Origin of the sequence: Massilia sp. 9I (genome assembly GCF_902506415.1) — a bacterium.
Taxonomy (GTDB): Bacteria; Pseudomonadota; Gammaproteobacteria; order Burkholderiales; family Burkholderiaceae_D; genus Telluria.
Map to the genome: position 1 here is coordinate 1357304 of NZ_LR733275.1, position 13523 is coordinate 1370826.

At 64.6% G+C, this 13523-nt stretch carries 13 protein-coding genes; 4 read left to right on the forward strand and 9 right to left on the reverse strand.

The window, feature by feature from the left end; all coding sequences use genetic code 11:
- Nucleotides 1–37 precede the first annotated feature (37 nt).
- A complete protein-coding gene (locus GV068_RS06190) occupies nucleotides 38–1243 on the forward strand; it encodes a serine hydrolase (RefSeq protein WP_159696503.1) in 1206 nt (401 codons plus the stop codon).
- Here GV068_RS06190 and GV068_RS06195 read toward each other — a convergent pair.
- The 5 genes from GV068_RS06195 to GV068_RS06215 form a co-directional block, all read right to left on the reverse strand.
- A complete protein-coding gene (locus GV068_RS06195; protein ID WP_159696504.1) occupies nucleotides 1206–1730 on the reverse strand; it encodes a hypothetical protein in 525 nt (174 codons plus the stop codon). The genes GV068_RS06190 and GV068_RS06195 overlap by 38 nt on opposite strands.
- Complete coding sequence (locus GV068_RS06200) at nucleotides 1727–2044, reverse strand: Dabb family protein (RefSeq protein WP_159696505.1); 318 nt, start codon at nucleotides 2042–2044, stop codon at nucleotides 1727–1729. The genes GV068_RS06195 and GV068_RS06200 overlap by 4 nt, the downstream gene beginning before the upstream one ends.
- A gap of 23 nt (nucleotides 2045–2067) precedes the next feature.
- On the reverse strand, nucleotides 2068–2820 hold the full coding sequence (locus GV068_RS06205) for an alpha/beta hydrolase (RefSeq protein WP_229463796.1): 753 nt from the start codon (nucleotides 2818–2820) through the stop codon (nucleotides 2068–2070).
- Nucleotides 2821–2878: 58 nt separating this feature from the next.
- Nucleotides 2879–4570 carry a methyl-accepting chemotaxis protein gene (locus tag GV068_RS06210; protein ID WP_159696507.1) on the reverse strand — a complete coding sequence of 564 codons (1692 nt, stop codon included), beginning with the start codon at nucleotides 4568–4570 and terminating at the stop codon, nucleotides 2879–2881.
- Between the two features lie 229 nt (nucleotides 4571–4799).
- On the reverse strand, nucleotides 4800–7457 hold the full coding sequence (locus GV068_RS06215; RefSeq protein ID WP_159696508.1) for a DNA topoisomerase III: 2658 nt from the start codon (nucleotides 7455–7457) through the stop codon (nucleotides 4800–4802).
- Between the two features lie 287 nt (nucleotides 7458–7744).
- Here GV068_RS06215 and GV068_RS06220 point away from each other — a divergent pair, with 287 nt between their 5' ends.
- A complete protein-coding gene (locus tag GV068_RS06220; RefSeq protein ID WP_159696509.1) occupies nucleotides 7745–8281 on the forward strand; it encodes a hypothetical protein in 537 nt (178 codons plus the stop codon).
- A gap of 67 nt (nucleotides 8282–8348) precedes the next feature.
- On the opposite strand, the gene GV068_RS06225 is transcribed toward GV068_RS06220, so the two are convergent.
- The 3 genes from GV068_RS06225 to GV068_RS06235 all read right to left on the reverse strand — a co-directional run bounded on the left by GV068_RS06225 (nucleotide 8349) and on the right by GV068_RS06235 (nucleotide 11267).
- Nucleotides 8349–8807 carry a DUF494 family protein gene (locus GV068_RS06225; protein ID WP_159696510.1) on the reverse strand — a complete coding sequence of 153 codons (459 nt, stop codon included), beginning with the start codon at nucleotides 8805–8807 and terminating at the stop codon, nucleotides 8349–8351.
- A 226-nt stretch (nucleotides 8808–9033) separates the two neighbouring features.
- Nucleotides 9034–10161 (reverse strand): DNA-processing protein DprA, encoded by a 1128-nt coding sequence (dprA, locus tag GV068_RS06230; RefSeq protein WP_229463799.1) that lies wholly within the window; start codon nucleotides 10159–10161, stop codon nucleotides 9034–9036.
- Nucleotides 10162–10169: 8 nt separating this feature from the next.
- Entirely contained in the window at nucleotides 10170–11267 is a 1098-nt protein-coding gene (locus GV068_RS06235) for a LysM peptidoglycan-binding domain-containing protein (protein WP_159696511.1), read from the reverse strand.
- Nucleotides 11268–11532: 265 nt separating this feature from the next.
- On the opposite strand from GV068_RS06235, the gene def reads away from it, so the two are divergent.
- Both def and fmt read left to right on the forward strand, forming a co-directional pair.
- Nucleotides 11533–12075, forward strand: coding sequence for a peptide deformylase (gene def / locus GV068_RS06240; protein WP_159696512.1), 543 nt, complete (start codon nucleotides 11533–11535; stop codon nucleotides 12073–12075).
- Nucleotides 12075–13022 (forward strand): methionyl-tRNA formyltransferase, encoded by a 948-nt coding sequence (fmt, locus tag GV068_RS06245; RefSeq protein ID WP_159696513.1) that lies wholly within the window; start codon nucleotides 12075–12077, stop codon nucleotides 13020–13022. Before def ends, fmt begins: the two co-directional genes overlap by 1 nt.
- Nucleotides 13023–13098: 76 nt before the next feature.
- On the opposite strand, the gene GV068_RS06250 is transcribed toward fmt, so the two are convergent.
- A complete protein-coding gene (locus GV068_RS06250) occupies nucleotides 13099–13332 on the reverse strand; it encodes a BrnA antitoxin family protein (RefSeq protein ID WP_159696514.1) in 234 nt (77 codons plus the stop codon).
- Nucleotides 13333–13523 lie beyond the last annotated feature (191 nt).

The following is a 13523-nucleotide window of genomic DNA, read 5'->3' on the forward strand; positions in this document are numbered from 1 at the left end:
CGGCCTGGCCGCGGTTTTGCTTTTCAAGGACCATCCGATGAAGCGCCTGTTCGTCCTGCTCCTGCTGTTCCTCGCCTCCGTGGCCGCGCATGCGGCCGTCGAACGCGCCGCCGTCACTGCCAAACTCGCCGCCCTGCAGCAGGGGTCGAAGCTGCCGGGATTCGCGGTGGCGGTGGTGTCCGCCAAGGAGGTGCTGTACCAGCACGGTTTCGGCCAGGCCGACCTGGAGGCGCGCCGCCCCTACACCGAGGACACGCTGCAGAACGTCGGCTCGGTCAGCAAGACCGTGATCGGTGTCGCCATCGTGAAGGCGATCGAACTTGGCTACTTCGGCCTCGACACCGAAATCAACAGCATCCTGCCCTTCAAGGTCCAGCACCCGCATGGCGGCGGCGCGATCACGGTACGTCACCTGGTGACGCACACGTCCAGCATCGTCGACGACGAGGAGATCTACGGACACTCCTACTATCTGCTGTCCGCGGCGGACAAGACTAGCCCGCTGTACGGACAGTTCAAACGCGACTTCACGCAGCCGGGCCGCGCCGACCTGAGCCTGGGCGGCTTCCTCAAGGGCTACCTGGCCGTGGGCGCGCGCGACTACCGCAAGACCAACTTCGCCAAGGCTGCGCCGGGCGCCGCCTATCACTACTCGAACATCGGCTCGGCGCTCGCGGCCTACCTGGTCGAGCTCAAGAGCGGCCAGAGCTTCGACGCCTTCACGAGGCGCCACATCTTCGAGCCGCTGAACATGCGCGCCACTTCCTGGCGCGCGGAGCCGGCGCAGGCGAAACGCCAGGCGCAGGTCTACAACCGCCGCCACCAGGCCTATCCGCGCTATGCCCTGGTCACTTATCCAGACGGCGGCCTGACCACGTCCGCCGCCGACCTGGCGCGCTTCCTGATGGCGATGGTGAAGGGCTACAAGGGTGGCGAAGGAGTGCTGACGAAAGCCGGCTTCACGCTGCTGTTCGACCCGCAGTTCGCGCTAGAGGCCCTGCCCGCCGGCAGCCCGGCGGGAGAACCGAACAGCGGCGTGTTCTGGCGCATTCGCAGCAACGGCCAGGTCGGGCATACCGGCAGCGATCCGGGAATCACCGCCTTCATGTTCATCGATCCGGCCAGCGGCACCGGGCGGCTCCTGATGACCAACACGGAGTTCAGCGGCGCGGGCGAAGAGGACGATTCGAACATCGTCGAACAGTTTAGGGACGTGTGGAAGGCATTGGGCGAAGTGCGCTAGCCTTGCCGGCGTAGGCGCGCAGGGCAATGCGCATCCCGTCGATCGCTTCTGTCATGCGCGGGTCCAGCGTGGCGCTGCGTCGCTTCATGAGCAAGGCGCTCCGGTCAGGCATCGCGCAACGCAGCGTCAGGCCGCCCTCCTCGTAGCGGCATTCCAGCGTCGGTCCCTTGTCGTTCGGGTTGCCCGGATTAAAAGGCAGGATCGTCAGCGTCTCTCCCTCCAGCCTCGCACGAAACGGAATCCCCATAGTGATCCGGGGACCCGGCTGACCTTTGTTCGGCCCCGAGTTCTGGATCATTGGTGGCGACGCACCGATCAGAACGCCGAATCCGTCGTCCTGCAGATGGAACTCGCCCTGTATGGGGCCCTCGGCAAACAAGGGGTCGTCACTGCCCCACACCCCGGTCAGGCGCGAGGGAATGCGCTCGTCCGCCAGCGCCGGCAAGGCGCAGGCTGCTGCCAGCGCCAGCAGCAGCGCGCGCCTCAAGACCGCGTCCAGTAGTCGACCACCAGCGAACGTTCCAGCGCGCCGCCCAGCGTGGACACGAAGCGCTGGTGCGCCGGATGCACCAGATAGCCATCGCGGTCGGCGTCGCTCATGAAGGTCAGCGTGAAGCAGTGGGTGAAGCCGTTGTTGAGGCCTTCGGGGCTCACGTTGGTGCCCCACTCGTAAGCGGCGATGCCGGGGATCTCGGCGGGCAGCTGGGCGAAGTCGGTGACAACGGTGTCGATCGCGTCCTGGCTTGCGTCGGCCTTGAATGCAAACAGCACGACATGACGCAGGGATGGGGTGGCTGGCATACGGTTCCTCGTGTTGGTTGGTCCTACCTCGGTTCCTGGAGCGAAGCGATGTAGGCAGGGCTGTCCTGGATTGTATTGTGCCCCACCCCATCGATGACGCGCAGGTGCGCCACGCCTTTCGGGAAGCGCGACAGCAGCAGCTCGGCGCTGCTTGCGGGGATGATCTCGTCCTGTCCGGCCGCGAGCAGCAGGGTCGGCGCCGTGATGCGCGGCGCGTAGCGCGACGACTCGTAGCGGTCGCGCAGCAGCCAGCGCACGGGAAAATAGGGAAACTGTCGGGCGGCCAGGCCCGCCAGGCTGTCGAAGGGCGTAACCAGCACCAGCCGGCTCACGGGCCGCTGGCTGGCCAGCTGCACCGCCACGCCGGTGCCGAGGCTGCGACCGACCACCACGACGTCCGGATGCTCGGGCGCCACACGGTCGAACAGCGCCAGCGCATCAGCCACCAGCGCCTGTTCCGACGGCTTGCCGCTGCTGCCCGTGTAGCCGCGGTAATGCAGCAGGTAGATGGCGCGGTCGGGGAAGGCGCGCGCCAGGAACGGCAGACTGGCCGTCACGTCTTCGGCATTCCCGCCCAGGTAGAGCAGTGCGCGCTCGCCCGCCAGCGGCCGTTCCGATACCTTGAGCGCCGCGCCGGGGACCTCGAGCGTCGAGGTCTTCGGCGCCGGGTAAGCGGCGGTCGCGGGCGGGAAGTAGATCAGCGAGCGCTGGAAAAAGAAGAGTGCGAGGCAGGCCGCAGCGTAAGCGCCGAGGCCCAGCACGAGGATGACGCTCAAGAATCTCTGCATGCCCCGATCTTACACACGGATACCATGCGTCCGCGCGCCCGACAACTTATTCCACCTCGGCGGTGTCCGGCACCTCGGTCGCGGCAGCCTTGGTACGGGCCTTGCCGGCGCGTGCAGCCTGGCGTGCCCCCGTTGGCGCCGGCAGGGCTGCGGGACGGGACGAAGCCGGCACCGGCTGCGGCGCCTGCGACTGCGCCAGCTGGAAGGTATCCACCAGCTGCGCCAGGCCGCCCGCCTGTTCGCGCATCGCTTCGGCCGCCGCCGCGGCCTGCTCGACCAGCGCCGCGTTCTGCTGCGTCACCTGGTCCATCTGCACGATCGCCTGGTTGACCTGCTCGATGCCCTCGCGCTGTTCGTCGCTGGCGGCGGCGATCTCGCCGATGATGTCGGACACGCGCTTCACACTGGCCACCACTTCTTCCATCGTGCGGCCGGCCTGGTCCACCAGGCGCGAGCCGGCTTCCACCCGCGACACCGAATCGCCGATCAGGCCCTTGATCTCCTTTGCGGCCGCGGCCGAGCGTTGCGCCAGGTTGCGCACTTCGCCCGCCACCACGGCGAAGCCGCGGCCCTGCTCGCCCGCGCGCGCCGCTTCCACGGCCGCGTTCAGGGCCAGGATGTTGGTCTGGAAGGCGATGCCGTCGATGACGGTGATGATGTCGGCGATCTTCTTCGAGGCTTCGTTGATCGAGCCCATCGTGGTCACCACCTCGGACACCACCTCGCCGCCGCGCGCAGCGGTATCGGCGGCGCTCGCGGCCAACTGGGTGGCCTGGCGCGCGTTGTCGGCGTTGTGCTTCACGGTCGAGGTCAGTTCTTCCATCGAGGACGCAGTTTCCTCCAGCGAGCTGGCCTGCTGCTCGGTGCGGCTCGACAGATCCTGGTTGCCGGCCGAGATCTCGCGCGCGGCGGTCTCGATGGTGCCGGTGCCGGCGCGTACCTTCGACACGATCGACACTAGCGAGGCGTTCATGTCCTTCAGCGCGGCCATCAGCTCGCCCGCTTCGTCGTTGGTGCGGACCTTGACTTCGGCGGTCAGGTCGCCTTCGGCCACCTGCCTGGCCAGCTTCACCGCGCGGCGCAGCGGGATGCCGATGTTGCGGCCCAGCTGGTAGGCCATGAATACCGCCAGCACGGCGGCGATCAGGCCGCCGCCGATCAGGGTGCGGCGCATGGCCGAACGGGCGGCGACGATGTCCCCCGTGCGCTGCGCCAGCAAGCGCTCCTCATCCGCCCGCAGCTGGGCGACCACGGCGCGCATGGCGTCCATGCCGGCCCTGCCCTTGCCCGCCTGGATCGTTGCGACGACCTGCGCCAGGTCGCCATCCACCGCGGCACGGCGCTGTGCGATCACCGGATCGATGGCCTGCGCCAGCCAGTCGCGCTGGTGCTGGGCCAGCTGCTGCAGGCGCGCCTGCTGGGCGGCGTTGTCGGCGGTGAGCGCCAGCGCCTTGTCGAGGTGCTGCTGGAATTCCTGCTTACCCGCCGTGTAGGGCTGCAGCGACACGTCCTGGCCGGTCAGGGCATAGCCCCGCTCACCGGTTTCGATGTTGACCAGCGACTCCATCGCGCCATCGACTTCGCCCAGCACCTGGTAGGTGTGGACGTTGGCGTCGTTGGCGGAGTCGAGGGTGGAGACGTTGGCATAGGCGATCGCGGTGACGATGCCGGTGATGCCCATCAGGATGCCGTAACCGAGGTACAGACGGGTGGTGATTTTCAGGTCGGAGAGCTTCATGGGGTCAGACGGGTCGATTCGTTGTAAGAGTTATGCCTGAGCGTCAGGCGGACCGAATGATGAAACTTCAGGGGTAAAACACTTGTTCGATTATTACCGGACCCATGCTTAATGAAAAGCAAATTTTTGTGCCGTGGGGAAGGGATGCAACAGACTTATGCAAGGCAAATCGCGGACCAAAAAAAAGCGAACCCGAGGGTTCGCTTTTTTGACCGATGCAGGGCGTGTCTTATTTCTTCGCCGCCGCCGATGCGATCTTCTTGGCCGCCGGCTTGCGCACCGCCGACTTGGCCGGTGCTTTGGCAGCGGCTTTGGCCGGCGTCTTCTTGGCCGCCGCCTTCACAGGCGCCGCCGCACCGTCGGCGCCGTCGCCAGCGCCATCGGCCGCCCCAGCCTTGCCCTTCGCGCCCGGCTTGGCCTTGCGCTCCTCGAACTCGAAGCTGATCTTGCCGTCCTTGCCGCGCACCAGGAAGGCCTTGAAGGCGCGGCGGGTACGCTGCGACACGAAGCCCGGCAGCAGGTCGGTCTTGCCGTCGTTGAGCAGCTTGGCCATCTGGTCCGGCAGGATCTCCTGCTGCAGGATGATGCGGCCGCTGCGGAAGTCGCAGCCCTTCGGCTTGGCCACGGTCTTTTCACACACGTAAGCCAGGCCCATCTCGTAGACGTTGCCGTTGCACTTCGGGCAGGGACCGAGCGCGGTCTGGCCGGTGAAGTCGACGCCCTCGCCGTCCTCGCCGTCGTCCTGGTCCTGGCCGAAGTCGAATTCGAGCTTGAAGTTCTGGATGTCTTCGTCGCGCACGATGCGCAGGATCGCCGCGAACGGACGGCCCATCTTCGAGCGGAAGCCCTGCAGCGGACCGATGGTGCGGTTCTTCAGCAGCTCTTCGACTTCGCTGATCTCGAACTGGCGGCTGCCCGGCGTCTTCGACATCGAGAAGTCGCACTTGGTGCAGGCGAAGCGGCGGTAGTTTTCCTTGACCACGCCGGCGCAGTTCGGGCACGGCGTTTGCAGGGTCGCGTAGTCGCCCGGGATGGTTTCGTTATCGTATTCCTTGGCGCGCTTGACGATAATCTGCGTCATCTGCGCGATCTCGCGCATGAACTCGTCGCGCGAAATCTTGCCCTTCTCCATTTGCGAGAGCTTGAACTCCCACTCGCCGGTCAGCTCGGGCGCGGTCAGTTCGTTCACGCCCAGGCCGCGCAGCAGCGTCATCAGCTGCGACGCCTTGGCGGTCGGGATCAGTTCACGCCCTTCGCGCACCAGGTATTTTTCGGTGAGCAGGCCTTCGATGATGGCCGCGCGCGTCGCCGGCGTGCCCAGGCCCTTGCCGGCCATGGCGTCGCGCAGCTCGTCGGAGTCGACCAGCTTGCCCGCGCCTTCCATCGCCGACAGCAGCGTCGCTTCGGTATAGCGTGCGGGTGGCTTGGTGACCAGGCCGTTCGGCGTGACCTTGTCGGCCAGGACCTTTTCCCCTTTTTGCACCGGCACCAGGTTGGCGCCGTCCTTGTCGTCGGTCTGCGCTTCCTTGCCATAAATCTGCAGCCAGCCGGGGTTGGTCATCACCTTGCCCTCGGTCTTGAACTGGTGGCCCGAGACTTCGGTGAAGCGGGTCGTGACCAGGAACTCGGCCGGCGGGAAGAACACCGCCAGGAAGCGGCGGGTGACCAGGTCGTACAGCTTCTGTTCCGGCTCGGTCAGGTTCTTCGGGATGACACCGGTCGGGATGATCGCGAAGTGGTCCGAGATCTTGGTGTTATCAAAAATGCGCTTGTTCGGCTTGACCCAGCCGTTCTTCAGCACCTGCTTCGAGAACTGCTGGTAGTTGTTGGTGTCGTTCAGCGCCTCCATCGTGCCCTTGACGGTGGCGATGTAGTCTTCCGGCAGGTGGCGCGAATCGGTACGCGGATAGGTCAGCACCTTGTGCTTCTCGTACAGCGCCTGGGCCAGGCCGAGGGTGTTCTTGGCCGAGAAGCCGAAGCGGCCGTTGGCCTCGCGCTGCAGCGAGGTCAGGTCGAACAGGGCCGGCGCCATCGAGGTGGTCGGCTTCGATTCCTCGGTGACGATGCCCTGCTTGCCGCGGCAGGCGGCGACGATCGAGTCGGCGGCAGCCTTGCTCCACAGGCGCTCGGCGCGCTTCTCCGGATCGTTCTCGTCCTTCTTGAAATTCTGGTCGAGCCAGCGGCCTTCGTAGACGCCGGCGGCGCACACGAACTCGGCGCGCACTTCCCAGTAGTCGCGCGGGACGAACTTCTTGATTTTCTCTTCGCGCTCGACCACGATCGACAGGGTCGGGGTCTGGACCCGGCCCACGGTGGTCAGGTAGAAGCCGCCCTCTTTCGAGTTGAAGGCGGTCATGGCACGGGTGCCGTTGATGCCGATCAGCCAGTCCGCTTCCGAGCGGCAGCGCGCGGCGTCGGCCAGCGGCAGCATCTCGTCGTCGGTGCGCAGGTTGGCGAAGCCTTCGCGGATCGCGCCCGGCGTCATCGACTGCAGCCACAGGCGCTTGACCGGCTGTTTCGCCTTCGCGTTCTGGGCGATCAGGCGGAAGATGAGTTCTCCTTCGCGGCCCGCGTCACATGCGTTGATCAGGGTGGTGACGTCCTTGCGCTTGATCAGCTTGTTCAGCACCTTGAGGCGCGACTCGGTCTTGGCGATCGGGTTCAGCGCGAAGTAAGGCGGGATCATCGGCAGGTGAGTGAAGCTCCATTTGCCGCGCTTGACGTCGTACTCCTCAGGCACCGCGATCTCGAGCAGGTGGCCGACCGCGGACGACAGGACGTATTCGTCGGACTCGAAGTACTCATCGTGCTTGGTGAAGCCGCCCAGCGTCTTCGCGATGTCGTTCGCGACCGACGGCTTCTCGGCGATGATGAGGGATTTGGTCATAGTGTTTCTCGGGTGCTCTATATATAAGTGGCTTTTGCCCGCGCATCATACATGCTCTCGGGCCGGTCGGTAGTCAAAGCCGTAGTGTCTGAATAGTAACAGTCTCGATTTAGCGGCCAATGATAAGCGCGATGACCGGCGCACCGCAAGTGTGCGCATTTTGGATGATTGCCAAAAAATACTCACAATCCAGAGGATGAAATCGTCGGCGCGCGTGAGTATGCGTGCATTTGCAGGCTTGGCTGCGGTGCTAGAGTACGATTCTTTTAACCAGCGTCAAGCCATCCATGCCTGCACATCGCCTCCGTTCGCACATCATCGGCCTTTGCCTGTGCCTGCTGGCTCTCGCCTCCATTGCGTACAGCCGGCCGGCAGCGGCCACGGAACCGCTGAAAGACCAGATCGTCGTGGGCAAGCTCCAGGGCCACATTTTTCCGAGCGAGTGCTGCTGGCTACCCCTGCCACCGTCCGAGCAGCTGCGCGCCATGAAGCGCGCGGAGTTCCCGAACTGCACGGCAATCGGCGGACCGGTCGGCATGTTCGAACTCAAGGATGGAAAACTCTGGCTCACGGGACTGCTCAAGTGCAGCGGCGCCTTTGACCATCGCCAGATCTACCCGGCGCTTGCCAGCCCGGCCTTTGCGGACTGGCTTTCCGGCAGCTTCACGGTCTTGCTGGGCTCTTGCGGCTATGACCCGCGTCTCAACGGACAGGCCTATGCGCGCAAGCAGCGGATCACGGTCGAGCAGGGCGTGGTCAGTTCTATGACCGAACTGGGCGGCGACGCGTCCTGTGCCGGGCGGGCAGCCGCAGCGGAGCCGTGAACGAAGGCGGCGCGTGGGCCAATGAAAAACGGGGCTTGCGCCCCGTTTGTATTTCTTGCCGTGCGGCTTAGTGCAGCTGCCGCGGCTCTTGGTCGTCGTCGTCGCCGAACAGGTCGTCGAACATGAGCGCGTCGGGCTCCTTGCCCTGGCTCCACAGCACCATCAGCACGATGATCTTGAGCTTGCCCAGAGCGACCGGCGATTCGTCGCAGGCCAGTGCGCGTTCGATGACGATCTCGCGCTGCGTGGGACTGAGCACCTTGGCGCTCTCGAGAAACTGGATGAAGCCGATGGCCGCACTGCCCAGTTCGATGTACTCCTCGTCCACGTAGTAGCGGATGCCGGTGCATGCATCGATTGCGTCGGAAACGGCCGCTTCGGTCAGCCCGGAGAGCCAGTCCAGCGCCTCGGAGATCTCGATGTCATCGAAACCGACGGCGGACAGCTTGCGTGCCAGGGCCGCCGGCTCGGGGCAGGCGTCAGGACGATAGTACGTCTCGTAAAGGTAGACCAGGATGTCGAACATAGTGACGCTACTGTAGCAGCTAAGCTCGCCGAGGCACAAGTGTGGCACGTACCGTCTCGTGCCCTGCGTTAAAAACGTTGTTTCGCGGCCTTATTCGTTCGTTCAGTTTTGTCGTCATTTAACAAAATCAAGGCCGATCATTTCACAAATATATCTCAAGAAGAATACTGTTTTTCGCATTGCCTCATGCAATGCGCATGCGCTAGCACAAGCATACTTCGCGCGATCACGTTGAACGCACCACGCGCTGCACCCGTCCGTCATGCAGACGTTCCAGTTGTCCGGCGAGCTCGAGTGCAAGCAGTTCGCCGGCCAGCCAGCCGGCATCCGCACCGAGGCTGTCGAGCAATGCGTCCGGCTCCACCGGACCGTGGCCGAGCGCCGTCAACAAGGCATCGTTGCCCGCGCTGCATGCCGGCCTTGCAAGCTGCCGCGCCAGCGGCGACACCTGCATCGCTGCCAGCACTTCATCGACGGTCTCGACCAGGTGCGCGCCTTCGCGTATCAATTGGTGGCAACCCTTGGCCAGTGCCGAGTGAATCGATCCCGGCAAGGCGAATACCTCGCGGCCCTGCTCCGCCGCCATCTGCGCAGTAATCAAGGAACCGGACTGCGCCGCCGCTTCCACCACCAGCACGCCCGCCGCCATGCCGCTGATGATGCGGTTGCGGCGCGGGAAGTTATTCGCGACCGGTGGCATGCCGAGTGCATATTCGCTGACGATGCAGCCCTGCTCCGCGATGCGGTGCGCGAGCGCGCGGTTGCGTGCCGGATAGATACGGTCCGGACCGGTGCCGATGACCGCGATGGTCGAGCCGGCTCTACGCAGCGCGCCTTCGTGCGCCGCGGTGTCGATGCCCAGCGCCATGCCCGACACCACGCACAGGCCCGCATGCGACAGGGCTTCAGCGAAGCCCTCGGCATTGGCCTTGCCCTGCGTGCTCGCGTTGCGGCTGCCGACTACGGCGATCATCGGCGCGCGCAAGAGTTCGCGCCGCCCTTTTATATAGAGCAGCAGCGGCGGATCGGGAATGTGCCGCAGGTCTTGCGGATAGTCGGCGTCGTGCTGCGTGACGAGGTGATGATGCGGCTCGCACAGCCAGGCCAGTGTCATTTCAATCTGGCGCTCGAGTTCGGGCGTTACGGGGGCACACAGCGCGGCAGCCTGCGCGGCCGGCACATGCGCCGCAAGCGCCGCGTGGCCGGCGCGAAAGATGCTTGACGGCGAACCGAAGGCGGCCAGCAACAAATTGGCAGTCCGGCACCCCACCCCGCTTGCCTGTTCCAGTCGGATCCAGTCGGCGATGCTGTGCTGGTCTGGAAGGCTGGCAATGTGGGGGGCCGTGTCCTGCACGGTAGAAATTACTCCGGTGAGCGCGCCACGTCGCCGACTTCCACCGGCGCCGTCACTTGCATGATCAGGCCATACGAGACGTTCCTGAACACGCGGAAAATGAACAGGCTGCCGTATTGTTCATCGGGCAGCTTGATCTGCTGTCTGCCGAAGCCGAGCACGCCTCTTTTGGCGGGGTCCGGCACCGTCTTCCCGAAATGATAGAGCTGCAGCACGGAGCCGACATCGAGTCCGTCAACAGAACCCCGATTGACAGTGACGACCTGGCTCTGCCCGGCATAGGTCACGCCGGCATAGATCGACATCACGCGCGCATCGACGCGTTGTTCCGGCGCGTGCGGCACGTAGTTGCGCACCGGGCTTGGCGGCATCGGAATCAGGAGATCGTTCACGCCCATTTCCTGGCGCGTCTCGGTGACGCGGAAACTGTGCGCGTCCACGCCCGGCCCGGCTTCGCGATCCAGGGTGACGCTGCCCAGGTAGACGGCTTCGTGCGCGAGCACCTTGCGGGTCTGTGGATCGCGCAGCGGGCCGCTGGGGCGGAACACCTGGAAGGTCTTGCCGCCTTGCAGATCGCCCTTCACATACACGCGGTCGCCGGTACCGAGGTAGACGCGGCCTTCCTGCGAGGCCACGATGCGCGGCGCGCCGGCCAGTGCATTGGCCTCGACCACGAGCGGCTGGGTCAGGTAGGGTTCGATCATGCCGGCCGGGATCGACTGCACGGCGTCGTGTTCCAGCGATTCGGTGCGCAGCTGCGGCGACAGCTTCGTCAGCGGCGGCGCGCCCGCATCGTCGCCGCTGCCGGGATGGGTAAGCGAGAGACGTCCGCGCGCGCGGTCGAAGTAGATGATCTGGCCGGGATAGATCCAGTGCGGATTGCGGATCTCGTCGCGGTTCATGCCCCACACCTGCGGCCAGCACCAGGGGTTCTGCAGGAAGGTGCCGGAGATGTCCCACAGCGTATCGCCCTTGACCACGACGTGCTGGTCGGGGGCATTCGGGCGGAACGTACAGCTTGGGGCGGCCTGGCTAGGTGCGGCCACGGCACACGCCACCAGCGCCACGGCAGCAGCGCGGGTCACGACTGTGCTAAAATTTTTCATTGCTTACGTCCGTCATTGCGTCCGACATTTGTGGCTTTGACACCGGATGGCTGGCAGCGCGCACCGACCTGCTGGATAGGCAGAACGCGAATTATGCTCAGTGCCCCGCGCCGATCGACAAAAGGTTGCCGTACTGAATCAAATTCTGCACACAAATCCCTGAACTAGCAAGACAAACCGCGTTCTGCGAGAGCGGCGATGTGTTGCATTTCTGTACGCGCGCCTAAACCTTATTGAACTGATATTCCCTCTTAATTTTCCGACCATGGCCTTACTAAAGATCCTCCGCTACCCCGACCCACGCCTGCACAAGGTTGCCAAGCCGGTCACCGAATTCGGTACCGAGCGCCTGCGCCAGCTGGTGAAGGACATGGCCGACACCATGTACGATGCGCCTGGCGTCGGCCTGGCCGCCACCCAGGTGGACGTGCACGAGCGCGTGATCGTCATCGACGTCAGCGAAACCAGCGACAATCTGCTCGTCTTCGTCAATCCGGAAATCACCTGGGCCAGCGACGAGAAGCAGGTCTACGACGAAGGCTGCCTGTCGGTGCCGGGCATCTACGACGGCGTCGAGCGCCCTGCCCGCGTCAAGTGCAAGGCCTATGACGTCGAGGGCAAGGGATTCGAGATCGAGGCCGACGGCCTGCTGGCCGTGTGCATCCAGCACGAGATGGACCACCTGATGGGCAAGGTCTTCGTCGAATACCTGTCGCCGCTCAAGCGCAACCGCATCAAGGCCAAGCTGCAGAAGGAAGAGCGCGGCATGGAGCGCGACGCCGCGCAGCGCGCCGGCGCCCGCCGTTGATGAAAATCGTTTTTGCCGGTACGCCGGAGTTTGCCGCTGTTGCCCTGCGTGCCCTGCACGAGGCCGGCTTCGAGATTCCCCTGGCCCTGACCCAGCCCGACCGCCCGGCCGGGCGCGGCATGCAGCTGCAAGCCTCCGCCGTGAAACAGTATGCGCTGGCGCACGGTATGGAAGTCGCGCAGCCGCTGTCGCTGCGCATGGATGCCAAGGATCCGCAGCGCGCGGAAGAGGCGCGCGCCGCCCACGAGCGCCTGCTGGCGCTCGACTACGACGTGATGGTGGTGGCGGCCTACGGCCTGATCCTGCCGCGCAGCACGCTCGATATCAAGCCCTGCATCAACATCCACGGTTCGCTCCTGCCGCGCTGGCGCGGCGCCGCGCCGATCCATCGCGCCATCGAGAGCGGTGACGTCGAGACCGGCGTAACCATCATGGGCATGGAAGAAGGCCTGGACACCGGGCCGATGATGCTGATGGAACGCGTCGCGATCGAGGACAGCGACACCACCGGCAGCCTGCACGACAAGCTGGCCGCGCTGGGCGGACGCATGATCGTCGAGGCGCTGCGCAAGATGGAAGCGGGCCAGCTGGAAGCCGTGCCGCAGCCGGAAGAAGGCGTGACCTACGCGGCCAAGATCAGCAAGGAGGAAGCGAAGCTGGACTTCGGCCTGCCTGCCGAGCTGCTGTGGCGCCGGGTGCGCGCCTTCAATCCCTTCCCGGGAGCGCAGGGTCTGGTCGACGGCGTGACCGTCAAGGTATGGAATGCCGAACTGGCGCCTGGCAGTGGAACGCCGGGCCAGGTCTTGGCGGCGGATGCGCAAGGCATCGTGGTCGCATGCGGCACGGGCGCGCTGCGCATGACCGAACTCCAGAAGCCCGGCGGCAAGCGCCTGGCGGCTGCGGAGTTCCTGAAGAGCTTCCCGCTGGCCGGCAAAAGCTTTTCGTAAGGTCGACGTTTGTCATGTCGGGCCATGCCCGGAATGACAAACGCTCAATAGAAAATCGGGGCAATGCCCCGACCAATCACTTCTCCAGCGACGCAGCCGTCCGCTGCGCATCCATGTACTCACGGAGCACCTGGTTGATACGGGTCTGGTAACCCGGACCAGCCGACTTGAACCATTCCAGCATGTCCACGTCCAGGCGGATCGTCACGATCTGCTTCACGCCGTTGTTCATTTGCGGCTTCACGGCAACTGCCGGCTCTTCGATGCGGTTCACCGATTGATCCCAATCCGGCTCATATTCTTTGTTCATGCAATCATCCCGTTAAAAGCTTCGCCAACACGGTGGCGACGAAGTTAATTGTCGTCCGTGTATGTAACGTAAAGATTGCGGATGTGCCGGGTTTTGTAACGTCATGTAACAGTTCCGTATATCCATACATAAAGATACAAACACAAAACCGCCTTTTCGCCCCTGCCGGAGCAATACGCCGTCCTGACGTA

Bases quoted from the DNA above. Each gene is read 5' to 3' on its own strand.
- fmt (WP_159696513.1), top strand. From the start codon at position 12,075: ATGAAAATCGTTTTTGCCGGTACGCCGGAGTTTGCCGCTGTTGCCCTG.
- GV068_RS06215 (WP_159696508.1), bottom strand. From the start codon at position 7,457: ATGACCAAATCCCTCATCATCGCCGAGAAGCCGTCGGTCGCGAACGAC.
- GV068_RS06220 (WP_159696509.1), top strand. From the start codon at position 7,745: ATGCCTGCACATCGCCTCCGTTCGCACATCATCGGCCTTTGCCTGTGC.
- GV068_RS06190 (WP_159696503.1), top strand. From the start codon at position 38: ATGAAGCGCCTGTTCGTCCTGCTCCTGCTGTTCCTCGCCTCCGTGGCC.
- GV068_RS06250 (WP_159696514.1), bottom strand. From the start codon at position 13,332: ATGAACAAAGAATATGAGCCGGATTGGGATCAATCGGTGAACCGCATC.
- GV068_RS06235 (WP_159696511.1), bottom strand. From the start codon at position 11,267: ATGAAAAATTTTAGCACAGTCGTGACCCGCGCTGCTGCCGTGGCGCTG.
- GV068_RS06225 (WP_159696510.1), bottom strand. From the start codon at position 8,807: ATGTTCGACATCCTGGTCTACCTTTACGAGACGTACTATCGTCCTGAC.
- def (WP_159696512.1), top strand. From the start codon at position 11,533: ATGGCCTTACTAAAGATCCTCCGCTACCCCGACCCACGCCTGCACAAG.
- GV068_RS06200 (WP_159696505.1), bottom strand. From the start codon at position 2,044: ATGCCAGCCACCCCATCCCTGCGTCATGTCGTGCTGTTTGCATTCAAG.
- GV068_RS06210 (WP_159696507.1), bottom strand. From the start codon at position 4,570: ATGAAGCTCTCCGACCTGAAAATCACCACCCGTCTGTACCTCGGTTAC.